Origin of the sequence: Serratia sp. TMDUHS_CL (assembly GCF_037137105.1) — a bacterium.
Taxonomy (GTDB): Bacteria; Pseudomonadota; Gammaproteobacteria; order Enterobacterales; family Enterobacteriaceae; genus Serratia; species Serratia nevei.
The window spans coordinates 279,406-302,625 of record NZ_JBBBDV010000002.1 but is presented as its reverse complement, the minus strand read 5'-3'; the positions used below and the strand labels follow the sequence as shown (position 1 = coordinate 302,625).

At 62.1% G+C, this 23,220-nt stretch carries 23 protein-coding genes; 10 read left to right on the top strand and 13 right to left on the bottom strand.

Going from position 1 to position 23,220, the window contains the following annotated elements:
• Nucleotide 1: 1 nt before the first annotated feature.
• The 4 genes from WCL58_RS05120 to WCL58_RS05105 form a co-directional block, all read right to left on the bottom strand.
• Entirely contained in the window at nucleotides 2-1,582 is a 1,581-nt protein-coding gene (locus WCL58_RS05120) for a malate:quinone oxidoreductase (RefSeq protein WP_060421338.1), read from the bottom strand.
• Nucleotides 1,583-2,043: 461 nt separating this feature from the next.
• Nucleotides 2,044-3,471, bottom strand: coding sequence for an alkaline phosphatase (gene phoA / locus WCL58_RS05115; protein ID WP_060429775.1), 1,428 nt, complete (start codon nucleotides 3,469-3,471; stop codon nucleotides 2,044-2,046).
• 130 nt (nucleotides 3,472-3,601) lie between these two features.
• Nucleotides 3,602-4,309 carry a glutathione S-transferase N-terminal domain-containing protein gene (locus tag WCL58_RS05110; protein WP_336850663.1) on the bottom strand — a complete coding sequence of 236 codons (708 nt, stop codon included), beginning with the start codon at nucleotides 4,307-4,309 and terminating at the stop codon, nucleotides 3,602-3,604.
• 74 nt (nucleotides 4,310-4,383) lie between these two features.
• Entirely contained in the window at nucleotides 4,384-5,067 is a 684-nt protein-coding gene (locus WCL58_RS05105) for an ArsR/SmtB family transcription factor (RefSeq protein WP_100396883.1), read from the bottom strand.
• A gap of 80 nt (nucleotides 5,068-5,147) precedes the next feature.
• On the opposite strand from WCL58_RS05105, the gene WCL58_RS05100 reads away from it, so the two are divergent.
• Complete coding sequence (locus tag WCL58_RS05100) at nucleotides 5,148-6,167, top strand: cytochrome P450 (RefSeq protein ID WP_336850661.1); 1,020 nt, start codon at nucleotides 5,148-5,150, stop codon at nucleotides 6,165-6,167.
• A gap of 12 nt (nucleotides 6,168-6,179) precedes the next feature.
• Complete coding sequence (locus tag WCL58_RS05095) at nucleotides 6,180-6,527, top strand: antibiotic biosynthesis monooxygenase family protein (RefSeq protein WP_060440380.1); 348 nt, start codon at nucleotides 6,180-6,182, stop codon at nucleotides 6,525-6,527.
• A 34-nt stretch (nucleotides 6,528-6,561) separates the two neighbouring features.
• Here the strand turns inward: WCL58_RS05095 and WCL58_RS05090 are convergent, their stop codons facing one another.
• Nucleotides 6,562-7,293, bottom strand: coding sequence for an isochorismatase family protein (locus WCL58_RS05090; protein WP_336850660.1), 732 nt, complete (start codon nucleotides 7,291-7,293; stop codon nucleotides 6,562-6,564).
• Nucleotides 7,294-7,425: 132 nt separating this feature from the next.
• Here WCL58_RS05090 and WCL58_RS05085 point away from each other — a divergent pair, with 132 nt between their 5' ends.
• Both WCL58_RS05085 and WCL58_RS05080 read left to right on the top strand, forming a co-directional pair.
• On the top strand, nucleotides 7,426-8,322 hold the full coding sequence (locus WCL58_RS05085; RefSeq protein ID WP_060440378.1) for a LysR family transcriptional regulator: 897 nt from the start codon (nucleotides 7,426-7,428) through the stop codon (nucleotides 8,320-8,322).
• A gap of 170 nt (nucleotides 8,323-8,492) precedes the next feature.
• Nucleotides 8,493-8,990: an AAA family ATPase gene (locus WCL58_RS05080; RefSeq protein ID WP_060440377.1), complete on the top strand. Its 498-nt coding sequence runs from the start codon at nucleotides 8,493-8,495 to the stop codon at nucleotides 8,988-8,990.
• Nucleotides 8,991-9,022: 32 nt separating this feature from the next.
• Here the strand turns inward: WCL58_RS05080 and WCL58_RS05075 are convergent, their stop codons facing one another.
• The 4 genes from WCL58_RS05075 to WCL58_RS05060 form a co-directional block, all read right to left on the bottom strand.
• Entirely contained in the window at nucleotides 9,023-9,529 is a 507-nt protein-coding gene (locus WCL58_RS05075; RefSeq protein ID WP_225528997.1) for a GNAT family N-acetyltransferase, read from the bottom strand.
• 62 nt (nucleotides 9,530-9,591) lie between these two features.
• Nucleotides 9,592-9,849 carry a YjhX family toxin gene (locus WCL58_RS05070; RefSeq protein WP_004939031.1) on the bottom strand — a complete coding sequence of 86 codons (258 nt, stop codon included), beginning with the start codon at nucleotides 9,847-9,849 and terminating at the stop codon, nucleotides 9,592-9,594.
• Nucleotides 9,850-10,082: 233 nt separating this feature from the next.
• Entirely contained in the window at nucleotides 10,083-10,553 is a 471-nt protein-coding gene (gene cynS / locus WCL58_RS05065) for a cyanase (RefSeq protein WP_060421366.1), read from the bottom strand.
• A 19-nt stretch (nucleotides 10,554-10,572) separates the two neighbouring features.
• Nucleotides 10,573-11,226 (bottom strand): carbonic anhydrase, encoded by a 654-nt coding sequence (locus tag WCL58_RS05060; protein ID WP_048233124.1) that lies wholly within the window; start codon nucleotides 11,224-11,226, stop codon nucleotides 10,573-10,575.
• A 115-nt stretch (nucleotides 11,227-11,341) separates the two neighbouring features.
• Between WCL58_RS05060 and cynR the strand changes: the two genes are divergently transcribed.
• A complete protein-coding gene (gene cynR / locus WCL58_RS05055; RefSeq protein ID WP_336850658.1) occupies nucleotides 11,342-12,292 on the top strand; it encodes a transcriptional regulator CynR in 951 nt (316 codons plus the stop codon).
• Here the strand turns inward: cynR and WCL58_RS05050 are convergent.
• Nucleotides 12,216-12,647, bottom strand: coding sequence for a hypothetical protein (locus WCL58_RS05050; RefSeq protein WP_033637706.1), 432 nt, complete (start codon nucleotides 12,645-12,647; stop codon nucleotides 12,216-12,218). The two genes, cynR and WCL58_RS05050, sit on opposite strands and share 77 nt — an antisense overlap.
• 91 nt (nucleotides 12,648-12,738) lie before the next feature.
• Between WCL58_RS05050 and WCL58_RS05045 the strand changes: the two genes are divergently transcribed.
• Nucleotides 12,739-13,650 carry an alpha/beta hydrolase family protein gene (locus tag WCL58_RS05045; protein WP_336850657.1) on the top strand — a complete coding sequence of 304 codons (912 nt, stop codon included), beginning with the start codon at nucleotides 12,739-12,741 and terminating at the stop codon, nucleotides 13,648-13,650.
• A 17-nt stretch (nucleotides 13,651-13,667) separates the two neighbouring features.
• On the opposite strand, the gene WCL58_RS05040 is transcribed toward WCL58_RS05045, so the two are convergent.
• The gene (locus tag WCL58_RS05040) at nucleotides 13,668-14,972 is read right to left on the bottom strand and encodes an MFS transporter (RefSeq protein ID WP_060421373.1); all 1,305 of its coding nucleotides are present in this window, start codon (nucleotides 14,970-14,972) and stop codon (nucleotides 13,668-13,670) included.
• A gap of 692 nt (nucleotides 14,973-15,664) precedes the next feature.
• Between WCL58_RS05040 and WCL58_RS05035 the strand changes: the two genes are divergently transcribed.
• Nucleotides 15,665-17,257, top strand: coding sequence for an ABC-F family ATPase (locus WCL58_RS05035; RefSeq protein ID WP_033637709.1), 1,593 nt, complete (start codon nucleotides 15,665-15,667; stop codon nucleotides 17,255-17,257).
• A gap of 51 nt (nucleotides 17,258-17,308) precedes the next feature.
• On the opposite strand, the gene moeB is transcribed toward WCL58_RS05035, so the two are convergent.
• Complete coding sequence (gene moeB / locus WCL58_RS05030; protein ID WP_336850655.1) at nucleotides 17,309-18,064, bottom strand: molybdopterin-synthase adenylyltransferase MoeB; 756 nt, start codon at nucleotides 18,062-18,064, stop codon at nucleotides 17,309-17,311.
• Nucleotides 18,065-18,066: 2 nt separating this feature from the next.
• The gene (gene moeA / locus WCL58_RS05025; protein ID WP_047728154.1) at nucleotides 18,067-19,305 is read right to left on the bottom strand and encodes a molybdopterin molybdotransferase MoeA; all 1,239 of its coding nucleotides are present in this window, start codon (nucleotides 19,303-19,305) and stop codon (nucleotides 18,067-18,069) included.
• 157 nt (nucleotides 19,306-19,462) lie between these two features.
• On the opposite strand from moeA, the gene WCL58_RS05020 reads away from it, so the two are divergent.
• From WCL58_RS05020 to WCL58_RS05010, 3 genes are all read left to right on the top strand, one after another.
• The gene (locus WCL58_RS05020; RefSeq protein WP_141960627.1) at nucleotides 19,463-19,999 is read left to right on the top strand and encodes a DUF924 family protein; all 537 of its coding nucleotides are present in this window, start codon (nucleotides 19,463-19,465) and stop codon (nucleotides 19,997-19,999) included.
• 358 nt (nucleotides 20,000-20,357) lie between these two features.
• On the top strand, nucleotides 20,358-21,314 hold the full coding sequence (locus tag WCL58_RS05015) for an isoaspartyl peptidase/L-asparaginase family protein (protein ID WP_060440370.1): 957 nt from the start codon (nucleotides 20,358-20,360) through the stop codon (nucleotides 21,312-21,314).
• A 19-nt stretch (nucleotides 21,315-21,333) separates the two neighbouring features.
• Complete coding sequence (locus WCL58_RS05010) at nucleotides 21,334-23,211, top strand: dipeptide ABC transporter ATP-binding protein (protein ID WP_336850654.1); 1,878 nt, start codon at nucleotides 21,334-21,336, stop codon at nucleotides 23,209-23,211.
• Nucleotides 23,212-23,220: the final 9 nt, after the last annotated feature.

Below are 23,220 nucleotides of genomic sequence, written 5' to 3'. Positions count from 1 at the left end.
ATCAGTTAGTTTCCGGCTTCACTTCAATGTAGTTCAGACCCAGTACGCTGCTGGTGTAGCCGCGGATCTTGTTGGTCATCTCGATATCGCCGTTCAGCTTGTGGCCGTAGGACGGGATGATCTCTTTCAGCTTGCTCTGCCATTCCGGCGTCGCCACTTTGTCTTTGAACACGGTTTCCATCAGGTGCAGCATGATTGGCGCAGCGGTGGAAGCGCCCGGCGAAGCGCCCAGCAGAGCGGCGATGCTGCCGTCTTCAGAGCTGACGACTTCGGTGCCGAACTGCAGCACGCCGCCTTTATCTGCGTCTTTCTTGATGATCTGTACGCGCTGGCCTGCGGTCCACAGCTTCCAGTCTTCCTGCTTGGCGTCCGGGAAGTACTCTTTCAGCGCGGCGAAGCGATCGTCGTCGTTCATCATCAGCTGGCCGACCAGGTATTTCACCAGATCGAAGTTATCCAGACCAACGTGGGTCATCGGCATCAGGTTCGAGGTGCTCAGCGAGTGCATCAGATCGAACAGCGAACCGTTCTTCAGGAACTTGCTGGAGAAGGTGGCGAACGGCCCGAACAGCAGCACGCGCTTGCCGTCCAGCATGCGGGTATCCAGGTGTGGCACGGACATCGGCGGCGAACCTACGCTGGCCAGGCCATACACTTTGGCCAGGTGCTGGTTGGCGATCGCCGGGTTGGTGGTGACCAGGAACTGGCCGCCGACCGGGAAGCCGCCGTAGCCGTCGGCTTCTGGGATGCCGGATTTCTGCAGCAGGGTCAGGGACGCGCCGCCGGCACCGATGAACACGAACTTGGCGTTAACGGTGGTTTCTTTACCGTCGCGGTTCAGATCGGCAACGGTCACGCTCCAGGTCTGGTCGGCGTTGCGCTTGATGTCGCGCACTTCGTGGCTCAGGTTCAGCTTGAACTTGTCGCTGGTGCTCAGCGCGTCAACCAGCTGGTGGGTGATCACGCCGAAGTTAACGTCGGTACCCAGCGGCATGCGGGTCGCGGCGATTTTCTGCGCCGGATCGCGGCCGTTCATCACCAGTGGCGCCCACTGTTTGATTTGCGCAGGATCTTCGGAGTATTCCATGCCGCGGAACAGGGTGCTGTGCTGCAGCGCCGCGTAGCGTTTACGCAGGAAGTTGACGTTGTCGTCACCCCACACAAAGCTCATGTGTGGCACGCTGTTAATGAAGGATTTCGGATCTTTCAGGACATCGTTCTTCACCTGATAAGACCAGAACTGGCGGGAGATTTCGAAAGACTCGTTGACCTTCACCGCCTTGCTGATGTCGATGGTGCCATCGGCTTTTTCCGGCGTGTAGTTCATTTCGCTAAAGGCGGAGTGGCCGGTACCGGCGTTGTTCCAGCCGTTGGAGCTCTCTTCCGCCACGCCGTTCATGCGCTCGTACATGTCGATGGTCCAGGTCGGCTCCAGCTCATGCAGATAGGTACCCAAGGTCGCGCTCATGATGCCGCCGCCGATCAACACCACGTCGACGGTTTTATTCTTCTCTTCAGCCGCTGCCTGCTGCGTAACGCTAAACAGGCTGAGACTGAAAATCAGGACGAGTAATTTTCTCATTGAATTAAATCTCTTGTGTGTAAATTCTACTCATTGCAGGTGAAAGAATTTAGCGGGAGTTACCCTGGAAAATAATGAAGCCGACCGCCCGGCGTGAGCCGATAGGCAGCGATAATGCCTTTTTGTTAATAGGGTTTTTAACGAAAAGTGAACTATTGCAGGCCGTCCGGATGCAAATTGATCGGTTCACGTTACTGGCGGGGTATTATTGTTTGCGAGAATGTTAAAAACTACTTTTGTAACTAAAAAAAATGAATATAAGCAAAAAACGGCCGGTTGCTGTCGCAGGAATAAACAGAGAGGGGAGAAAGGCCGTATAACCGCGTTATTTTCAGGGGTTAATTGTCGCGCAATTAAACGTTATTTCGTTATCACACAATAATTGCGGTTAAATTGCAAATACGCATCGGTAACCAATAATAAATGGCCGCCGTTGCGGGCGGCCAGGATTCACAAGGCGGTTACTTGATGCCCATCGCATCGCGCATGGTGAAGAACAGATCGGTCTGATCGGTCAACCCCACCACATTGGCGGCGTGCGGGCCATAGGCCGCGACGCGCAGCTGGGTGCCGGTGTGCCCCTGCGATTCTTCTTCCGAGTTGCCGTAGCTGAGGGTCATCGGCGCGCCGTCTTTGGTGGTCAGTGTCTGGGTCAGGCCCGGCGCTTTGGCGTCGGCGGCGACGATCTGGCTGGAGTGCGCGTGGTCGGCGGTGACGATCACCAGCGTATTGCCGTCGGCGCGGGCGAAGGCCAGCGCTTTTTGCACCGCTTCGTCCAGATCGACGGTTTCACCAATCTGCCCGCACGGGTTGGCGGCGTGATCCTGCTTATCGATCGACGCGCCCTCTACCTGCAGGAAGAAACCGTTCGGGTTGTCTTTCAGCAGCGCGATCGCTTTTTCGGTCATCGCCGCCAGCGTTGGCGTGGCCGCGGTGCGCGCCGGGTTGTTTTCGCAGGTTACCGCCGGCTTGTCGAGGTTGCCGTGATAGCTGGCTTTCGGCCCCAGCCAGCGCACCGGCATGTTGCCGTCGGCGAACAGGCCCAGCAGCGGTTTTTGCTGATTGGCCAGGGTAACGGCCTGCAGTTCATCCGCATTGCTCACCCACTGGTAACCCTGCGCTGCCGCCTGGTCCTTCAGCGATTTTCCTTGCCATTCGCCGCTTTTCGCCAGTTGGTTGAAGGATTTCGCGCCGCCGCCCAGCGTGACGTCGGCGCGGGTTTTCAGCAACTGCTCGGTGATGGAGCCGCGGCCGCCGTTTTCCAGCGCGTTAGCAGCGCATTTCTCGCTGGTTTCCTCCGGGCCGTAGCATTTGCGCGAGGTGACGTGCGACACCAGCGCCGCCGGCGTAGCGTCCTGCAGTTCGGCGGTGGAGACGTTGCCGGTGGCCTTGCCGGCCGCTTTGGCGATCTCCAGCAGCGTTGGCTGGTCTTTGCCGTTCACGTCCACGCCGAGCGCGCCGTTATAGGTTTTCACCCCGGTGGCCCAGGCGGTGGCGGAGGCGGCGGAGTCGGTTACGTAATCCGGTTTGTGGGTTTTCTTGTCCAGCGAGTAGTGGGTGTATTGCCCGGTCAGCGGCAGAGCGTCGATGCCCTTGAAGTAACCGCCTGCGCCTTCGGCGTAGTTACGCGCGGCGGTGATCTCGGAATCCCCCATGCCGTCGCCGATCAGCAGGATCACGTTTTTCACCGTTTTGTCCGACAGCGACGCCTTCAGCGCGGCGGTCTGATCGCCGGCCAGACGACGGGCGCCGCCCGGCTCGGTGAGGGTGCCGCGCGCGGCGCGCTCGGTCAGGCCATCGACATTGGCCGAGGTTTCCGCCGCGATGGCGGAGGAACAGAGCAGGGCGGACAGCACGGCGCCGGCGATCAGGGATACAGCAGGTTGCATGGGGTAAGCTCCTTGTCGTAATACAACAATGTAAATAACATCAAATTGTTACGTAAGGAGAGTAGAGCAGAGGGATGACAATTTTATGACAGCGAAAGACGGGATGGCCCGGCGGCCACCCCGTTTGGCGTCAGGCCGCGCGCGCCGGAATAGCCAGCCCACGCTGCACCGCCGGCCGCGCCAGACCGCGCTCCAGCCACTGCGCGACGCGCGGGAAACTGTCGAACTCCACCAGCTCGCGCGCCTCATAAAAGCCGATCAGGTTACGCACCCAGCCCAGCAGCGAGATATCGGCGATGGTGTAGTCCGCGCCCATGATCCAGTCGCGGCCTTCAAGGCGCGTTTCCAGTACGCCAAGCAGGCGTTTCGATTCGTTCTTGTAGCGCTCCAGCGGCCGTTTGTCTTCATACTCGCGCCCGGCGAATTTGTGGAAGAAACCGAGCTGGCCGAACATCGGGCCGACGGCGGCCATCTGGAAGAACACCCACTGAATGGTTTCATAACGCTGCGCCGGATCCTGCGGCAGGAAACGGCCGCTCTTTTCCGCCAGGTAGAGCAGAATGGCGCCGGATTCGAACAGCGGCAGCGGCCGGCCGCCGGGGCCATCGGGATCGATGATCGCCGGGATCTTGCCGTTCGGGTTCAGCGCCAGAAATTCCGGCGTCCAGGTTTCGTTGTTGCCGATGTCGATCAGGTGCGCTTCATAAGGCAGGCCGATCTCTTCCAACATGATGGATACTTTGACGCCGTTCGGCGTCGGCAGGGAATAGAGCTGCAACCGTTCCAGGTGCTGAGCCGGCCAGCGTTTGACGATCGGGAATTGGGTGGAATCGAGCATGGAAACTCCTCGGGTTGGCGGGGTCGCTTAAGCGTACCCCTTGAGTATTGCAGTAAAACTACCCCGCCGCCGGGTTACACCGTGAGCTCAAAATGTGCGGCCAGCGCTTTTTTACCGGCGGGGGTCAGCTGCAGCTCGCGGCTGTCGAGCTGGCGGACGATCCAGCCGCGTTGAATAAAGGCGGCTAACAGCGCGGCGCCCAGTGCGCCACCGAGGTGAGAGCGGCGTTCGCTCCAGTCCAGGCAGCCGCAGGCGAAGCGGCGGCGGGTGGGGGCGGGGGAGCAATCGACGCCCAGCCGCGCCAGCGCGGCCTGACCGACGTCGCTTAACCGGTAGTCTTCCTCACCGCTCAGCCAGTTCAGCGCATGCAGCCGATCGTGCAGCTTCACCGCCACCTCGCCCGCCATGTGGTCGTAGCAGGTGCGGGCATATTGTAGCGTGGTGGGCGTACTGCTTTTCACCGACGGGCGCGGTACGCCCGCCAGCGCCATCAGGCCTTCCAGCGCTTCGGCTACCGGCTGGCCGGCCAGCCGAAAATAGCGGTAGCGCCCCTGTTTGACGCAGGCGATCAGCCGCTGCTCCAGCAGTTTCGCCAGATGCGCGCTGGCGGTGGACGGGGCGACCTCGACCGCCGCGCTGAGCTCGGTGGCGGTGTAGGCGCGCCCATCCATCAACAGGCACAGCATGCGTGCCCGGGTGCGGTCGGCGATGGCGGCGCTCAACGCCGCTAAACGATCTTCTATGTCGATGTTATGCATACTTCGAGATTAGGCGAAGTATGACTGCGCGTCCAGCGCTAGCCTGTGGTTATCGCCATCTGGTACCGAGGGAGAAAACCATGTCCGTATGTCCTTATGCCGCCGCGCTCGCCGCCGAGCCGCAGATGCACTATCGCGCCTTGCCGCCCCTGAGCTGGGATAGCGCATGGCAATGTTGGGTGGCCGCTACGCCGCAGTGGGTGAGGGAAGCGCTGCTCAATGCCGATCTCGGCGTGCGGCCGGCCGATGAGCCGGTGCCGACGGCCTTGCTGGAGACGCCGATGGCGCCGCTGTTCGCCGGGCTGGCGCGAATGCGCGACGGCGAGGAGCATCGCACGCTTAAGGCGGCGCTGCAGCGGGCGTTAGCTTCCTGCGACGATACTCTGATTCAGCAAACTGCGGCACACTGTGCGGCGCGGTTAGCGCCAAAGGCCCCCGAGGCGGCGGCGATCACCCGCTTTAACTACGGGTTGCCGGTCTGCACCCTCGGCGCATTGTTGGGCGTGCCCGAAGCGCAGTGGCAACATCTTATCGACGACAGCCTGGACTTTGTCCGCTGTATCGCGCCCGGCGGCACGCCGCAGCAGCTGGCACGCGGTATTGCGGCGACGCAGCGGCTCTGTGCCCGGCTGGCGACGGGGAATGGCGTGCTGCGCCAGGCCCTGGTGCGGGAGATCGGCGACGCCCGGCTTGAGTCGGCCAATGCGCTCGGCCTGCTGTTTCAGGCCTGTGAGGCGACGGCGGGCTGGCTCGGGCAGGCGTATTTGCTGGCACGGCAGAACGGCGAAGTGGACACCGCGCTGGATCGGGTGCGGGCGCTGACGCCACCTATCCAAAACACGCGCCGTTTCGTCTTACGCGAGACGCAGCTTGCCGGTTGTACGCTGCGCGTGGGGCAGACCGTCTTGCTGTTGCTCGGCACCGACGGCGAACTGGCCTTCGGCGCAGGGGCACACCGCTGCCCGGGCGAACGCTGGGCGAGGATTATCGCGCGCTGCGGCGTGGCGCATCTGTGTTCGCTGAATATTGATGAGCGGGCGTTGGAATCGGTGCGGTGGCGCCATTCCTACAATGCACGCGTACCTGAGTTTTACCGTTGAGAGGAAACGATAATGATCGCCGTGATTTTTGAACTGCAGGCCGCCGACGGGCAGCGTGATACCTATCTGGCGCTGGCGGCGGAGCTGAAGCCGCTGCTGGCGCAGATCGATGGATTCATTTCCATCGAGCGCTTTCAAAGCCTGGCCGATCCTGCGCGCCTGCTGTCGCTCTCCTTCTGGCGCGACGAGGCAGCGGTGCAGCAGTGGCGCAATCTCGAGCAGCACCGGGCGGCGCAGGCGCGCGGCCGTGGCGAGGTGCTGGCGCAGTATCGGCTGCGGGTGGCGGAGGTGGTGCGGGACTACGGGTTGGAGAGACGCGATCAGGCGCCGCAGGATAGCCGTGGCTATCACCGCACCTGAAGAAAGCCCGCCGGCGGCGGGCTTTCTTCGTCCGTTATTTCGCTTCGCTGCCCACCTTCATCGCCCCGGCGTAGCTGGCGCCCATCCCCCAGGCAGCGCCGTGGTCGCGGGCGATCTGCAATACGCCTCCCGCCGTGGCTTTGCGGCTCCAGTCCTGCTGCCATTCCAGCATCAACGCCACCCAGTTGATGGGCGTGGCGCCCGCCTGTATCAGGCGCTGCATGGCGTTGTTTTGGCTGTCTGGCGTAATGTCGCCGGTGACGTCCGACAGAATATAAACCTCATATCCCTCGCCCAGGGCGGACAGCGCCGGCAGCATCACGCAGCTGGCGGTCCACAGCCCGCCGATGATGATTTTCTTGCGGCCGGATTGTTTGATCAGATCCACCACGCGCCGATCCTGCCAGACGTTGATGGCGGTGCGATCGTACACCTGCAGGTCCGGGCGTGCCTGCGTCACCGGCTGGAATACCGGCCCGGCGAAGCTTTTGGCGTTGGCCGAGGCCAGAATGGTCGGCACGTTGAACACCTTGGCGGCCTTGGCGATGCCGGCGGCGTTATTGACCAGGTTGGTTTGGTCGATAGAGGAAATGGTCATGCCGAACATGTCCTGCAGATCGACCAGCAGCAGCAGACTGTTCTCGGCCGTCAGCGGCTGCACATAACCCGCATGGCGGCTGTCGGCGGCGGGGGATTGCGCCAACGCGGCGACGGGGGCGGCGGCGGCGCTCAGGCCGAGCATCAGGGCGAACAGGGTCTTTTTCATTATTAACTCCATGATTATCAGTAGATTAAATTCACTTCCCACTCAGGGAAGCGGTTGAATAAAGTCTACTGAGGTTGTTGAGGTTAATAATCTGTGTTTTATTGAATTTATAATTAACCAATAGGACATAATGTGGACGTGTTACTGACGATGCGCGCCTTTCGCCGCGTGGTTGAGCGCAACAGTTTTTATAAGGCGGCGGAGGATCTGGCGATCACGCCGGCGGCGTTGAGCAAGCAGATTAAGCAGTTGGAGAACCGGTTGGGTACGCTGTTGCTGGTGCGCACCACCCGCAGCATGAGCCTGACCGAAGCCGGGCAGCTCTATTACCAGGAAGCCTGCCGGTTGCTTGGCGAGTTCGACGCGCTGGAGCAGACGGTTGCCGCCAGCGCGCAGCAGGTCTCCGGCACGCTGCGGGTCAATGCACCGCTCTCGTTCGGCCTGACGGTGCTGTCGCCGCTGCTGCCGCCGTTTATGCAACGCTACCCGCAGCTGCAGGTGGAACTGACGCTGGACGACAGGGTATTGGACGTGGTGGCGGCCGGTTTCGATATTTCCTTGCGCATTCGCCGACGGCTGCCGGATTCTTCCCTCAGCGCCCGGGCACTGGGTGAAGTGCACCAGCGAATTTGCGCCGCGCCCGACTATTTGGCACAGCACGGCGTGCCGCAAACGCCGAATGACTTGCCGCGGCACAGCTGTCTGGCCTATTCCCTGGCGGAAAGGCCGGGGCAGTGGCAGTTCACCGCTGGCGAGGAGAGCCTGAGCGTGACGTTCACTCCCCGGTTGATCGCCAACAACAGCCTGATGCTGCGGGACATGCTGGTGGCGGGACTGGGCATCGGTTCGCTGCCGTCGTTCGTGGCGGATCCCGAAATCGCCGCCGGCAGGCTGGTGCGGCTGTTCCCTGAACAGATTGCCGAAGCGCATCAGGTCTTCGCGGTTTACCCGACGCGCCGGCATGTGCAGCAGAAAGTGAGTTTATTCACCGAGTTTGTGCGAGAACAGGGATTGATGACGGCGAATTGACAACGGCGCACGGTTGTCATATTCCTTAGTTATGAAAAGATCCTATCGCCCATTCGCGCAAATTATTATCACCATGCTTCGTGTGGTGGGATAGCGCGTGTGTCGCCAATAAAAAACCCGCCGGCAAGGCGGGTTTTTTTATCCCCTTCCGGCAACGACCGGAGAACGGCATGAAAACCTACCCTGCAGTTTTACACCTGATGTGCGGCAAGGCCGGTGCAGGCAAATCGACGCTGGCGCAGCGTTTGGCGCAGCAACCGCAAACGCTGTTGCTGGTCGAAGATGCGTGGCTGGCGACGCTGTATGAACAGGAGATGGCCAGCCTGCAAGACTATGCGCGCTGTTCCGAACGGTTACGGCGGGCGCTGGGCGGGCACCTCGTTCAGCTGCTGCGCGGCGGCTGGTCCGTGGCGCTCGATTTCCCGATGAATACGCCGGACAGGCGGCGCTGGGCCAAAGCGTTGGCGGAGGAGGCCGGCGTCGCGCACTGCCTGCATTTTCTCGACGTCAGCCATGCGCAGTGCCTGAGCCGGATAACGCTGAGAAACGCGCGCGGTGAGCACCCGTTTACACTGAGCGAAGCGGAGTTTGAGCGCCTGGCACAGTACTTTGTTCCCCCGGCGGAAGAGGAAGGGATGACCGTCTTGCGTTATGGCGAACAGAACTGAAAACCGGCGCCATGACGGCGCCGGCAACAGGGTTAGGATTCGGCGTTAAACGCGTTGTGGAAGGCGACTTCCGCACACGGCAGCGCGCCCTGGAAGGCGATGGCGCGGAAGTAGTCTTGCGGCACGTCCGGCAGGGTCAGCGCGGTCTGCGCCTGGAAGCCGAAACGGCCGTAATAGTTCGGATCGCCCAGCACCACGCAGCCTGCGGCGTGCCGTTCCTGCAGCTCGGCCAATAGCTGGCGGATCAGCCGGCTGCCGATCCCCCGGTTCTGACTGGCCGGCAGCACCGACACCGGCGCCAGCCCGTACCAACCGGCGGTGCCGTTGCTGAGTGTGACCGGCGAGACGGACGCGTGCCCGATCGGTGTGCCATTGTGCTCAGCGACCAGCGACAGGGTGAGAGCGCCTGCCGCACGCAGCGCGTTGACGATAAACTGCTCGGTGTGGCTGCTGTGTTCGGCATGCAGGAACGCGGCGGCGGTCAGGGTGGCGATGGCGTCGACGTCGGCCGGCGTTTCGTGGCGTAAAGTGATGTTCATGGTTGTATCCTGATTAAATAAGGCTGAGCCGACCGGGCTACCTGCCCGGCCGGTATCGATGATTAACGGTTATCCAGCTGCGCACGCACGGCCTTGAGCCCGGCGAAGGTGACGCGATAAGGGCGCCCCTGGCGAGAGAGGATCAGGCGTTTGGTTTTGAGTTTGGTGAAGACGGCCAGTGAGCAGTCGGCCAGGCCGAGCCCTTCGCGGGTGTAGCATTCGACGTGGGTGACGCGACCGGCGTCGTTGCGGGTGAAGGCGATATAGCCGCCTTTGGCCAACACGTGCAGCACGCGTTGTTCCGCTTTGGAAATGTTCATGTTGGGAGATCCTGTAATAACCCCAGATACGCGCATCCCCGCGCAAACGCGCGTCGGATACGTCAGAGTCCCTCGCCATACGGCAAGGAAGCGACTATCGGGTGGTTACAATCTCCAACATACAGGCCTCGGGCAGTGAAAAACGCCAGGGCGGCGTTTCAGCGCAGATAATGTAGCCAATGGCCGGTTGGCTGTCAATTTGCCGGCGGCGCGGGCCGCCGGCGCAAGGCCAATCAGAAAGGCTTGGTCGGCAGGTACTTGCCGTCCAGGGTGATCACTGCGCGTTCGCCGCCGTCCGGATCGGCGACCTTTTTGATATCCAGCTTGAAGTTGATGGCGCTGATGATGCCGTCGCCGAACTGCTCGTGCACCAGCGCTTTCAGCGTGGATCCGTAAACCTGCAGCATTTCATAGAAGCGATAAATGGTCGGATCGGTCGGCACGCCGCCGGGAATGCTGCCGCGCAGCGGGATGGTTTGCAGCAACAGCACCGCCTCTTCGTCCAGCCCCAGCTTGGCCGCTACCGTGCGCGCCGCCGGTTCCGGCAGCGCATGCTGCCCCAGCAGCGCGGCGGTGACGAACGCCAGGCTGAGACCGGTGCCCTCGGCCAGCGCGTCGAAAGTCAGGTTATGGCGGATCTTGGCGACCATAATGGTGTCGGTGAGCGCTTCGCGCGGGGCGGCGTTATGCAGAGAGTGTGTCATGTTAGCTCCTTTTGTTGGCTTAAAAACGGGCGATCGCCGGGGTGGCGGTCACGTCGGGATGGGTGGCGAGCGGCACGAAGCGGCGGGTTTCGCCGTCCAGCGCTTCGATAGCGCCGCTGGCGATGTCATAGACCCAGCCGTGCAGCGTCAGGCGGCCCTGATCCAGCGCCAGGGCGACGGAAGGGTGCGTTTTGATGTTGTTGAGCTGGGCGATGACGTTTTCGCGCACCATCGACGCGACCCGGGCCTCGTCGGAGGCGTGCGGATAAGCCTGATTGACCGCCTTCGCGGAATCGGCGTAACGCAGCCAGCCGGCGACCGTCGGCAGGTGCTCCAGACACTGGCAGGTGGCGATGGCGGTCATCGCGCCGCAGTCGGAATGGCCGCAGATCACGATATCCTCCACGCCCAGCGCGGCGACGGCGTACTCGACCGAGGCGGTAACCCCGCCGGGTTCGGGGCCGAAAGAAGGCACGATGTTACCGGCGTTGCGGATCACGAACAGATCCCCCGGCTCGCGCTGGGTGACCAGCTCCGGCACCAGGCGGCTGTCGGAACATGAGATAAACAGGGTGCGCGGGTTTTGGCGGGTCGCCAACTGCTGAAACAGCGCCGTGCGTTCAACAAAGGCTTCGCGCTGGAACTTCAGGAAGCCTTCAATCACCTCTTTCATCCGTTTCTCCATTGGGTGTCGTTATGCGATGGCGGCATGATGAACGCTTCTGGCTATAGGGTCTAAGACCCATTTATAATGCCAGCTATAGGTTTTACTAATAGCTGGGGCAGCTATGCTGCTGCGACACATCCGTTATTTTCTGGCCGTTGCCGAACAGGGCAACTTCACCCGCGCCGCCGAAGCGCTGCACGTCTCGCAACCGACGCTGTCTCAACAGATCAAGCAGCTGGAAGACACACTGGGGGCGCCGCTGTTCGATCGCAGCGGCAGAGCCGTGCGCCTGACCGACGCCGGTGAGGCGTGGATGCGCTATGCGCGCTTGGCGCTGCAAGATCTGGACGCCGGCGCGCGGGCGATCCATGACGTGGCGACGCTCGAGCGCGGCCATTTGCGGCTGGCGATGACGCCGACCTTCACCGCCTATCTGGTGGGGCCGGCGATCGATGCGTTCTACCGCCGCTACCCGGGGATTACCCTGAGCATCGAGGAGATGGCGCAAGAGCGAATTGAGGCGCTGCTGGCGCAGGATCGGCTGGATCTGGGCATCGCCTTCGAGATGGCGCAGTCGGCGGAGGTGGAAGCGGCGGCGTTGTTCAGCGAGACGCTGGAGCTGATGGTCGGCGCCGACCATCCCCTGGCGTCTCATCGCCGGCCGCTGACGCTGGCGGAGTGGCAACATCTGCCGCTGGCTTTGCTGAGCGGCGACTTCGCCACGCGCCAGTTTATCGATCGCTACTGCACGCAGCTGGGATTTCGGCCGCAGGTGGCGGTGGAGGCCAACGCGCTGGGCGCCATCGTCGAGATCGTGCGGCGCGGGCAGCTCGCCACGCTGCTGCCGGCCGCCATTGCGCGCGAGAACCGGCAGTTGAAAAAAGTGGCATTGGCCAACGCCATGCCGGTGCGGCAGGCGGTGTGGCTGCAGCGCAAAGGCGCTTACCGCAGCGCGGCCGCGCAGGTGTTTATCGCCGTCTTGCAGGAACAGGGCGTTACGCCAACGCCCCCCAGCGCTGCGTCATCCCCAGCAAATGCACCAGCCCGAAGCCGAGGCAAATCAGCGAGCTGACGACGATAAAGCGCTGGCTGCGGCCGGTATCGCGCAGGGCGAAGGGGCCGGCGACGCCGCGCAGCAGGTAGATGAAGGTAATGATAAACAGCGCGGGCCGCAGCAGCGGCAGCGGTGCGATCAGGCCCGCGCCGGAAAGCGCATACAGCGACCAAATAAACAGCACCAGCGCGATACCGGCGGTGACGACGGCCGGGAACTTTTTACCCGCTTCCGCCGCCTTAATGAAGCGATCGCCGGCGCCGCATAGCCGGTAGCCGCGCGGCCCGGCGGCGATCACCCAGATATGCAGCAGCGCGGCGATGGCGCTCAGCGCGGCGCCGATCAGCAGCGCGGTGTTATAGAGGTGCGGCATGGTAGCGCTTCCCTGTCAGAAAAGTGGTTGGCATGAAGCGTAGACCAGAAAAGGCGAATTAACCGAACGTAACAGGGAAGAGGAGCAAGTAATGAGACTGGCGACGGGTATGCTGAGCGCATTGGCGCTGTGGAGCGGGCTGGCGATGGCGCAACCTGCGGCGCTGACGCTGCCCAGGGAAGACGGTTCGAGTATTCATTACTATCTGGACGCCGCGGTGCCCGGACAATCGTCGGCGGCGCTGTTGGTGATCCTGCAAGGATCGGATTGCAACAGCGTGCGGCATATCCGCCTGCTGGCGCCGTTGCGGCAGGTGTTCCCCGCCGCAGACCTGCTGACGGTGGAGAAATACGGCATCGACGACCGGTTGCCGTACCGCGAAGAAGTCCCGCGGCAGGATTGCCCGGACGCTTTTGTGCAGCATGACACGCCGCAGCGGCGGGTGAGCGATGTCACCCAGGTGCTGCAGGCGGTGATTGCGCGCAACGGCTATCAAAAGGTCGCGGTGCTGGGAGGCAGCGAAGGGGCGGTGATCGCTAATCTGGTGACGGCCTCCTCGGGCCGGATTGATGCCACCCTCGCGTTCAGCGGTGGCGGGCGCTGGTTTATCGACGACGTGCGCCACAGCGCTGCCGGCGCGCCGAAGGAAGAGATGGCCGGGCTGAACGCATTTTTGCAGCAGGTGATGACGGCGCCGCCGTTCCCCCTGAACGCCAGCGATCATGGCTATGCCTGGTGGCATGGCATGCTGAACATCGATCAGCTCGCCACGCTGCACAGCATCAAGACGCCGGTGCTGATCGTGCAGGGCGACCAGGATCGCGCCGTTTCGCCGGGGGCGGTCGACAATATGATCGACGAATTGCGGGCCGCCGGCAAAACGAACATTACCTATGTCAATTACGCTGGATTGGACCATGTGATGCGGCGTGAAAATGGCGCCAGCGAGATGGCGCGGGTGGTGGCGGACATGCGCGCGTGGCTGGAGAAGCAGCTGCGCTGACCGGCCACCCATGGGCCTTACTCGGTGTGGCGCTCCCGGAACAGCAGAGTGGCTATCAGGCTGACGGTCAGCATGCCGGTCACGTACCACGCCGGCGCCAGCGGGTTGTCGCTGACATCCAGCAACCAGGTAACGATCAGCTGCGCCGAGCCGCCGAACAGCGTCACGCCGAAGGCGTAGATCATCGAGGTGCCGGTGGCGCGCACGTGGCGCGGCAGCGCCGAGACGATCAGCATGGTGCTGGACAGCATGTTGATGCCCAGCGCGCCGATCAGCAGGATGCGGAAGACGATCGCCAGCCACAGGGTTTGCGTGGCGCTGAGGAACCAGAAGGTTGGGTAAATCAGGATCAGTGCCGCAAAGATCGAGAACAGCAGCGGCCTTTTGTAATTCTGGATCCGATCGACATAGCGCCCGGCGTAATAGACCGCCACGATTTGCACCACGGAGGCGATGCAACTGAACAGATAGGCGGTCGGGCCGGCGATGCGGTAGGTCTGCATCATGTAGGTCGGCATGTAAAGCAGCACCACATAAACCATCACGGTGCCGGACATGATGACCAGCACACCCAGCAATAGGTCTTTAGCATGGTTGCTCACCAGATCCCATACCGGATTCAGCGGTACCCGCGCACGATCCGGCTGTTCGCCGCTGTAGGTCTCTTCCAGGTGCTTACGGATATAGACGCCGACCGGAATGATCAGCAGGCCGATGATGAACGGCACGCGCCAGCCCCAGGCATACAGCGCCTCTTCCGACAGAAAATAGGTGAGCGCCAGCCCGCAAGAGGCGCCGAGCAGGGCGCTGACGCCCTGGCTGATCGCCTGCCAACTGACGAAAAAGCCGCGCTGATTGGCCCCGGCGGACTCCAGCAGTAGCGTGGTCGCTGAGCCCACTTCACCGCCGGCGGCGAAGCCCTGAATCAGGCGACCGACTACGATCAGCACCGGCGCCAGAACGCCGATTTGCGCATGGGTTGGCGCGAAGGCAATCAGGGCGGTGCCGACGCCCATCAGCACGATGGTCATCAGCATGGCGGCCTTGCGGCCGACCCGGTCGGCATAGGCGCCCAGCACCATGCTGCCCAGCGGGCGCATGATAAAGCCGACGCCGAACACCGCCACCGACATCAACAAAGAGCCGTAGGCGCTGTCGCTGGGAAAATAGAGTTTGCCGATGATGGCGGCAAAGAAGCTGTATACGGTGAAGTCGAAAATCTCCAGGCCGTTGCCCAGGCTGGCGCCGACAATGACTTTGTAATTTACCGCGCCTTTCTCTGCCGTTTGGCTTTTGGGCAAGGTTTTTTCAGCAGTGTTCATCGTTATCTCTCGCGATAGGTGGACGGTGTGTTGTTATTATTTTCTGGCCGTGGTGGCATTATCCGGGACGGCGATAACCGCCGCCCGAAGCGGCAACAGAATGGCAACGTCTCCTTTACATATACTTGTATGTACAACCCTGTGCAATATGAGGGCGGTTAACGGGATAACGCGGGTTTGATTTTTTTAAGATTTTGTATTTATATGTTTTTTTTGAATTTATAACGTGTGGCAGTGAGGTGATTTAGTGCCGATTTAGTGAGCTGTAGCGCATTAATCATCGAAAAAATCCTGGCATTTAAGAAGGGGGTCACAAAATGTCGCGTATAGCAGAATATGTGGCGATAGTCGGCAAGAAATAGAATTAAATAGAAGTGTGTTGACTGTATCAATGATTCTCAAGAGGTATTCAGGTGCGATTTATTCTTACCTGGTGCGGTATCTGGCGAGAATGTATTTCATTTTTTATTTTAATTAATACCGATAATTAATATGTTTTGTGAATTTGTTCGAGCTATTGTACGGTTTGCTGAGCGAAGCCTCCCCGTGACTTTCATCGGTATTATCCAACGCAGGTATGATTCATCCGTCGGCGCCGCTCAAAATGTCACCAAAACTTCCCGCGATCTCTGCACCCCGTTGTGGCATAATGCGCGCCAAATCACATTCCCTATGTATAAAGAGCGAGCGCTGTGTTAAGCACCAACAACATCACCATGCAGTTCGGCAGCAAGCCGTTGTTTGAAAACATCTCTGTTAAATTCGGCGGCGGCAACCGTTACGGCCTGATCGGCGCCAACGGCTGCGGCAAGTCCACCTTTATGAAAATCCTCGGCGGCGATTTGGCGCCGACCGGCGGCAACGTGTTCCTCGATCCGAACGAGCGCCTGGGTAAACTGCGTCAGGATCAGTTTGCCTTCGAACAATACAGCGTGCTGGACACCGTGATCATGGGCCACACCGAGCTGTGGGCGGTGAAGGAAGAGCGCGACCGCATCTACGCCATGGCGGAGATGAGCGAGGAAGACGGCTATAAAGTGGCCGATCTGGAAGTCGCCTACGGCGAGATGGACGGTTACACCGCCGAAGCGCGCGCCGGCGAACTGCTGCTTGGCGTCGGTATTCCGGTGGAACAGCACTACGGCCCGATGAGCGAAATCGCGCCGGGCTGGAAGCTGCGCGTATTGCTGGCGCAGGCGCTGTTCTCCGATCCGGAAATCCTGCTGCTCGACGAACCGACGAACAACCTGGACATCGATACCATTCGCTGGCTGGAGCAGGTGCTGAACGAACGCAACAGCACCATGATCATCATCTCGCACGACCGTCACTTCCTGAACATGGTCTGCACCCACATGGCGGATCTGGACTACGGCGAACTGCGCGTTTATCCGGGCAACTACGACGAATACATGACCGCCGCCACCCAGGCGCGTGAGCGTCTGCTGGCCGACAATGCCAAGAAGAAGGCGCAGATCAACGAGCTGCAATCGTTCGTCAGCCGCTTCAGCGCCAACGCCTCCAAATCCAAGCAGGCCACCTCGCGCGCCCGCCAGATCGACAAGATCCAGCTGGAAGAAGTGAAGGCCTCCAGCCGCCAGAACCCGTTCATCCGTTTCGATCAGGACAAGAAGCTGTTCCGTAACGCGCTGGAAGTGGAAGCGCTTACCAAGGGCTTCGACAACGGCCCGCTGTTCAGCAAGCTGAACCTGATGGTGGAAGTGGGTGAGAAGGTTGCGGTGCTGGGCGCCAACGGCATCGGTAAAACCACCTTGCTGAAAACGCTGGTGGGCGACGCGCAGCCGGACAGCGGCACCGTGAAGTGGTCGGAAAACGCCCGCATCGGTTACTACGCGCAGGATCACGAATACGAGTTCGACGATACCCTGACCGTGTTCGACTGGATGAGCCAGTGGAAGCAGGAAAAAGACGACGAGCAGGCGGTGCGCAGCGTGCTGGGCCGTTTGCTGTTCAGCCAGGACGACATCAAGAAGAAAGTGAAGGTGCTGTCCGGTGGCGAGAAGGGCCGTATGCTGTTCGGCAAGCTGATGATGCAGCGCCCAAATATTCTGGTGATGGACGAACCGACCAACCACCTGGATATGGAATCCATCGAATCGCTGAACATGGCGCTGGAGATGTACGAAGGCACGCTGATCTTCGTCTCCCACGACCGTGAGTTCGTCAGCTCGCTGGCGACGCGCATTCTGGAAATCACCCCGAACAAGGTGATCGACTTTACCGGCAACTACGAAGACTATCTGCGTAGCCAGGGCATCGTGTAACCCTCGCGGCAACGCATCAGGGCGGGAATTATCCCGCCCTTTTTTTATCCGTCATTCCCCGCCGCACACCTCGCAGTGCGGATCCTTCGGCAGTTTCATCTCGCGGAACTGCATGCTCATCGCATCGAACATCAACAGCTTGCCGTGCAGCGGCTGACCATAGTCGGCCAGCAGCTTGATGGCTTCCATCGCCTGCAGGGTGCCGATGGTGCCGACCAGCGGCGCCATCACGCCCGCTTCGACGCAGGTGAGGGCGCTGTCGCCGAACAGCCGGCTCAGGCAGCGGTAGCAGGGCTCGCCCGGTTGATAGGTGAACACGCTGAGCTGGCCTTCCATGCGGATCGCCGCGCCGGAAACCAGCGGCCTCTGCTGCGCGTGGCACAGGCGGTTCAGGGCATCGCGCGCCGCCACGTTGTCGGTGCAGTCCAGCACCAGATTGCAGGCGGCGACCTCTGCCGCGATCGCGTCATCTTCCAAACGGCCGTCGATCGCGTCGATGCGGATATGCGGGTTGATGGCGCTCAGTTCCTGCCTGGCGGAGGCGACTTTGCTCTGGCCGATGCGATCGTCGCGGTGCAGGATCTGGCGCTGCAGGTTGGAGAGCGAGACGGTGTCGAAATCCACCAGTACCAGATGGCCGACGCCGGCCGCCGCCAGGTAAGGCGCGGCGGCGCAGCCCAGCCCGCCCAGCCCGACGATCAGCACGCGGGCGGCCTTCAGCTTCTCCTGGCCGTCGAAGTCAAAGCCGCGCAGCACGATCTGGCGGTTGTAGCGCAGCGCTTCGGCGTCGGTCAATTCCGGCAGCATGCTCAGCTCCTTAACAGGGCGTTGAACGGCTCGATCTCCACCGTTTCGCCTACCGCCACCGAACCGCGTTCGCGCTCCAGCACGATGAAACAGTTGCCCTGGCTGTAGGAGCTGAAGACGTGTGAGCCCTGGTGGCCGGTGGTGCTGACCTCCAGTTCGCCCGCGGCGTTGCTGCTGAACACGCCGCGCTGGAAATCGAGGCGGCCCGGCGATTTCTTCAGCGGCGTCAATGCGCGCGCCCGCAGGCGCGGCGGCAGGCGCCAGTCGCTGTGGCCGGCCAGCTTCGCCAGCAGCGGCTGCACCAGCTGGTAGAAGGTCAGGGCGGCGGAAACCGGGTTGCCCGGCAGGCCGCAGAACCAGGCGTGGCCCAGCTTGCCGAAGGCGAAGGGTTTGCCGGGTTTGATCGCCAGCTTCCAGAAGCTAACCTGGCCCAGCTCGTCGAGCATCTGTTTGGTGTAGTCGGCCTCGCCGACCGAGACGCCGCCGCTGCTGATCACCACGTCGGCCTGGCTGTCCGCCCGTTCGAAAGCGGCGCGCAGCGCATCGCGATCGTCGCGGATAATGCCGAGATCGAGCACCTCGCAGCCCAGCTGTTCCAGCATCAGGCGCACCGCGAAACGGTTGGTGTCGTAGATTTGGCCCGCCTGCAGCGGCTGGCCGACCGGCTGCAGTTCGTCGCCGGTAGAGAACACTGCCACCTTCAGCTTACGCATTACCTGCACTTCGGCGACGCCAAGCGAAGCCAACAGCGGCAGCTGCGCGGCGCCCAGCTTCACGCCCGCCGGCAACACGCTCGCGCCCCGGCGAATGTCTTCACCCGCCAGACGGATATTCTGGCCGGCTTCAACCGGCGCGGTAAAACGCACGCCCTGGTCGCTCACCTCGGCCTGCTCCTGCATGACCACCGCATCCGCCCCGGCCGGGATCGGCGCGCCGGTCATGATGCGCACGCAGCTGTTGGCCGGCCATTGGCCGTCGAACGGCGCACCGGCGAAGGCCTTACCGGCGACCGGCAGCGGCGCATTGGCCGCCAGGTCGGCGAGGCGCAGCGCATAGCCGTCCATCGCCGAGTTGGCGAACGGCGGCACGTCGAGCGGCGAGACCACCGGCGCGGCGGTGATGCGGCCGGCGGCGGCGGTCAGGGCAACGGATTCGGTCTGCTGCAGCGGGGCGATCTGCCCGAGCATTTTTTCCAGCGCTTGCTCCAGGGAGATGAGATCGGAAGTATGGCAATGATCCATAAAGGGAACTCCGTAATCAGGGTGCGCTAAAATAGCGACAAAGTGCGGGTATTATGGCAGAGAACGCCGGGGGGGAGAACGGGTTATGCTTGCCATCTTTCGTACTGCGGCGCCGGGGCGAACGGGTATAAACTGCGCAAAACAGAGGAGAATCATGATGCATAAACAGGTTATCGAGTTCTGGTTCGACGAGATCGAACCGATCATGTGGTTTAAAAAGGACGACGATTTCGATCGTCTGCTGCACAGCCGTTTCGGCGAAATCTGGCGTGCAGCGGCGGCGGGGGAGCTGGCGCACTGGCGCGACACCATCGAAGGGCGCCTGGCGGAGGTGATCGTGCTCGATCAGTTCAGCCGCAACCTGTTTCGCGGTACGCCACAGTCGTTCGCCTGCGACGGCATGGCGCTGATCCTGGCGCAGGAGGCGATCCGCAGCGGCGAGTGCGAACGGCTGAGCCGCGAGCAGCGTGGCTTCCTCTATCTGCCGTTCATGCATTCGGAATCGCCGCTGATCCACCAGCAGGCGCTGATGCTGTATACCGAGCTCAACAACGGCGACCAGCTGGAGTTCGAGCTGCGGCATAAGGCGATCATCGATCGTTTCGGCCGCTACCCGCATCGCAATGCGATATTGGGGCGCACCAGCACGCCGGAAGAAGAGGCCTTTTTACAACAGCCTGGATCAGGCTTTTAATCGTTGGATCATCTGCGCCCGGCCGGGGAAAAAACAGCAGGCCGGGCGCCGCAATAAGCGTTATTCAGCGCGAACGTTTATTTCCTTACGCCATGCCGCTATTTCCGCACGTGAAATTACCAATAATCTCAGCCGCAGGATCGGCGGTTTGCCGTTTTTTATAACCTGCTGTTTTTATTCCAATAAGCTATTTCAAGGTGCGAAACGGTCTAAGCGCGCTACGCTAAAAGCGGGGCGTGGACGTTATGCTGTACTTCCACTGCAGGACTAAATAGAGTCGAAAAAGACTGAATAATAATGATACCGCGCTCAGCTTATTCGCTGCGCAACGGCGGGATTAACACAGGGTGTCAGGCAAATGAGCAAACCAGTGATTGCCATTCATGGCGGCGCGGGCGCAATTACCCGGGCGGCGCTGAGTGCGGAAAAAGAACGGCTGTATATCCAGGCACTGTCCGAGATCGTGGCCGCCGGGCAGGCGATACTGGCGCAGGGCGGCAGCGCGCTGGACGCGGTGACAGAAGCGGTGCGGCTGCTCGAAGAGTGCCCGCTGTTCAACGCCGGTAAAGGATCGGTGTTCACTCATCAGGGCACCCACGAGCTGGACGCCTGCGTGATGGACGGCCGCACCTGCGATGCCGGCGCCGTCGCCGGCGTCAGCCGCATCCGCAACCCGGTGCTGGCGGCGCGCGCGGTGCTGGAAAACAGCGAACACGTGCTGTTTGCCGCTGAAGGCGCCGAGAAGTTTGCCGCGGCCCACGGCCTGGAACTGGTCACCCCCGATTTCTTCTTTACCCAGGAACGTTTCGATCAGCTGCACCGGGCCCAGGCGGAGCAGGGCCGGGTATTGCTCGATCACGACGGCGCGGCGCAGGCCGGCGAGCCGCTCGATCCCGATCGGAAATTCGGCACCGTCGGCGCGGTGGCGCTGGATGCGTTGGGCAACCTCGCCGCCGCCACCTCCACCGGCGGCATGACCAACAAGCAGGCCGGGCGGGTAGGCGACACGCCGATCATCGGCGCCGGCTGCTATGCCAACAACGCCACGGTGGCGGTCTCCAGCACCGGAACCGGTGAAATCTTCATGCGCGGCGTGGCGGCCTATGACGTCTCCGCCCTGATCGAGTATGGCGATCTGAGCCTGCAGGCCGCCAGCGATCGGGTGGTGATGGAGAAGCTGCCGGCGCTCGGTGGCAGCGGCGGCATGATCGCCGTCGATCGCCACGGCAATATCGCGCTGCCGTTCAACTGCGAGGGGATGTATCGCGGTTTTGGCTATGTCGGCGATGCACCGTCCGTCGGGATTTACCGCTAAGCGTTCACCGGGAGGGTGCATGACCGACGTTTCACTTCGACCCGCCGCTGGCGGCGGGCCGTCATTGCCGCCGCAGCGGGTGCTGACGGTGCGCGATCTGAGCATCAGCTTTCCTCAACCGGACGGCGCCGTGGCAGCGGTGCGTAACCTGTCGTTCGATCTCGATCGCGGCGAGACGCTGGCGATCGTCGGTGAGTCCGGCTCCGGCAAATCGGTGACTTCGCTGGGGCTGATGCGGTTGGTGGAGCAGGGCGGCGGGCGCATCGTCGGCGGCGGCATGACGCTGCGCCGGCGCGACGGCGCGCTGCTCGATCTGGCGCGCGCCTCGCAGAGCACGCTGCGCACGGTGCGCGGCGCCGACATGGCGATGATCTTCCAGGAGCCGATGACCTCGCTCAACCCGGTATTTCCGGTCGGCGAGCAGATCGCCGAATCGCTGCGCCTGCATCAGGGCATGGATCGCCGCAGCGCGCGCCAGGAGGCGCTGCGTATGCTCGATCTGGTGCGTATTCCGGAGGCCAAAGAGGTGCTGGGGCGCTACCCGCACCAGCTTTCCGGCGGCATGCGCCAGCGGGTGATGATCGCCATGGCGCTCTCCTGCAAACCGGCGCTGCTGATTGCCGATGAACCCACCACCGCCCTCGACGTCACCATTCAGGCGCAGATCCTGCAGCTGATCCGCGTGCTGCAACAGGAGATGCAGATGGGGGTGATCTTCATCACTCACGACATGGGCGTGGTGGCGGAGATCGCCGATCGGGTGCTGGTGATGCGCCGCGGCGAACAGGTGGAACAGAATCGGGTGCGCGAGCTGTTTGCCGCGCCGCAACAGGCCTATACCCGGGCGCTGTTGGCGGCGGTGCCGAAGCTGGGGGCGATGGCCGATCGGCCGCTGCCGGCGAAGTTTCCGCTGCCGGGCGGCGAGGAGGATACGGCGCCGCAGGATACCGTACCGCCCGGCGCCGCGCCGATCCTGCGAGTGGAGCATCTGGTTACGCGCTTTGATCTGCGCGGCGGATTGTTCAATCGGGTCACTCGCCGGGTGCACGCGGTGGAAAACGTCAGTTTCGATCTTTACCCCGGCGAGACGCTGGGGCTGGTGGGCGAGTCCGGCTGCGGCAAGTCCACCACCGGGCGCTCTCTGCTGAAGCTGGTGGACAGCCAGAGCGGCACTATCACCTTCGCCGGGCGGCGGATAGACCAATTGAAGGGGCCGGCGCTGCAGCACCTGCGGCGCGATATTCAGTTCATCTTTCAAGATCCTTACGCCTCGCTCGATCCGCGCCTGACGGTCGGTTTTTCCATCATGGAGCCGCTGCTGGTGCACAACGTGATGCGCGGCCGGGAGGCGGAGCAACGGGTGGCCTGGCTGCTGGAGCGCGTCGGCCTGCTGCCGGAGCATGCGCGCCGCTACCCGCACGAATTTTCCGGCGGCCAGCGCCAGCGTATCTGCATCGCGCGTGCGCTGGCGCTGAACCCGAAAGTGGTGATCGCCGACGAGGCGGTCTCGGCGCTGGACGTGTCGATTCAGGCGCAGATCGTCAATCTGTTGCTCGATCTGCAGCGCGAGTTCGGCATCGCTTTTCTGTTTATTTCACACGACATGGCGGTGGTGGAGCGCATCAGCCACCGGGTGGCGGTGATGTACCTCGGGCAGATCGTCGAGATCGGCCCACGGCAGGCGGTGTTCGACAATCCGCAACACCCCTACACCCGCAAGCTGATGGCGGCGGTGCCGGTGGCCGATCCCGCTCATGCCCACAAACGGCAGCCGCTGCCGGCCGATGAGATCCCGAGCCCAGTGCGCGCGCTGGGCGATGAACCCGTTACCGCACCGCTGGTGCAGGTTGGCGCCGGGCACTTTGTCGCCCGCCACCCGATCGCCGGTGCTTTTTAAAGACCTCAG

What these genes read in the sequence shown, in the direction of transcription:
- WCL58_RS05120 (WP_060421338.1), bottom strand. Translation starts at nt 1,582, where the DNA reads ATGAGAAAATTACTCGTCCTGATTTTCAGTCTCAGCCTGTTTAGCGTT.
- phoA (WP_060429775.1), bottom strand. Translation starts at nt 3,471, where the DNA reads ATGCAACCTGCTGTATCCCTGATCGCCGGCGCCGTGCTGTCCGCCCTG.
- WCL58_RS05110 (WP_336850663.1), bottom strand. Translation starts at nt 4,309, where the DNA reads ATGCTCGATTCCACCCAATTCCCGATCGTCAAACGCTGGCCGGCTCAG.
- WCL58_RS05105 (WP_100396883.1), bottom strand. Translation starts at nt 5,067, where the DNA reads ATGCATAACATCGACATAGAAGATCGTTTAGCGGCGTTGAGCGCCGCC.
- WCL58_RS05100 (WP_336850661.1), top strand. Translation starts at nt 5,148, where the DNA reads ATGTCCGTATGTCCTTATGCCGCCGCGCTCGCCGCCGAGCCGCAGATG.
- WCL58_RS05095 (WP_060440380.1), top strand. Translation starts at nt 6,180, where the DNA reads ATGATCGCCGTGATTTTTGAACTGCAGGCCGCCGACGGGCAGCGTGAT.
- WCL58_RS05090 (WP_336850660.1), bottom strand. Translation starts at nt 7,293, where the DNA reads ATGAAAAAGACCCTGTTCGCCCTGATGCTCGGCCTGAGCGCCGCCGCC.
- WCL58_RS05080 (WP_060440377.1), top strand. Translation starts at nt 8,493, where the DNA reads ATGAAAACCTACCCTGCAGTTTTACACCTGATGTGCGGCAAGGCCGGT.
- WCL58_RS05075 (WP_225528997.1), bottom strand. Translation starts at nt 9,529, where the DNA reads ATGAACATCACTTTACGCCACGAAACGCCGGCCGACGTCGACGCCATC.
- WCL58_RS05070 (WP_004939031.1), bottom strand. Translation starts at nt 9,849, where the DNA reads ATGAACATTTCCAAAGCGGAACAACGCGTGCTGCACGTGTTGGCCAAA.
- cynS (WP_060421366.1), bottom strand. Translation starts at nt 10,553, where the DNA reads ATGACACACTCTCTGCATAACGCCGCCCCGCGCGAAGCGCTCACCGAC.
- WCL58_RS05060 (WP_048233124.1), bottom strand. Translation starts at nt 11,226, where the DNA reads ATGAAAGAGGTGATTGAAGGCTTCCTGAAGTTCCAGCGCGAAGCCTTT.
- cynR (WP_336850658.1), top strand. Translation starts at nt 11,342, where the DNA reads ATGCTGCTGCGACACATCCGTTATTTTCTGGCCGTTGCCGAACAGGGC.
- WCL58_RS05050 (WP_033637706.1), bottom strand. Translation starts at nt 12,647, where the DNA reads ATGCCGCACCTCTATAACACCGCGCTGCTGATCGGCGCCGCGCTGAGC.
- WCL58_RS05045 (WP_336850657.1), top strand. Translation starts at nt 12,739, where the DNA reads ATGAGACTGGCGACGGGTATGCTGAGCGCATTGGCGCTGTGGAGCGGG.
- WCL58_RS05040 (WP_060421373.1), bottom strand. Translation starts at nt 14,972, where the DNA reads ATGAACACTGCTGAAAAAACCTTGCCCAAAAGCCAAACGGCAGAGAAA.
- moeB (WP_336850655.1), bottom strand. Translation starts at nt 18,064, where the DNA reads ATGCTGCCGGAATTGACCGACGCCGAAGCGCTGCGCTACAACCGCCAG.
- moeA (WP_047728154.1), bottom strand. Translation starts at nt 19,305, where the DNA reads ATGGATCATTGCCATACTTCCGATCTCATCTCCCTGGAGCAAGCGCTG.
- WCL58_RS05020 (WP_141960627.1), top strand. Translation starts at nt 19,463, where the DNA reads ATGCATAAACAGGTTATCGAGTTCTGGTTCGACGAGATCGAACCGATC.
- WCL58_RS05015 (WP_060440370.1), top strand. Translation starts at nt 20,358, where the DNA reads ATGAGCAAACCAGTGATTGCCATTCATGGCGGCGCGGGCGCAATTACC.
- WCL58_RS05010 (WP_336850654.1), top strand. Translation starts at nt 21,334, where the DNA reads ATGACCGACGTTTCACTTCGACCCGCCGCTGGCGGCGGGCCGTCATTG.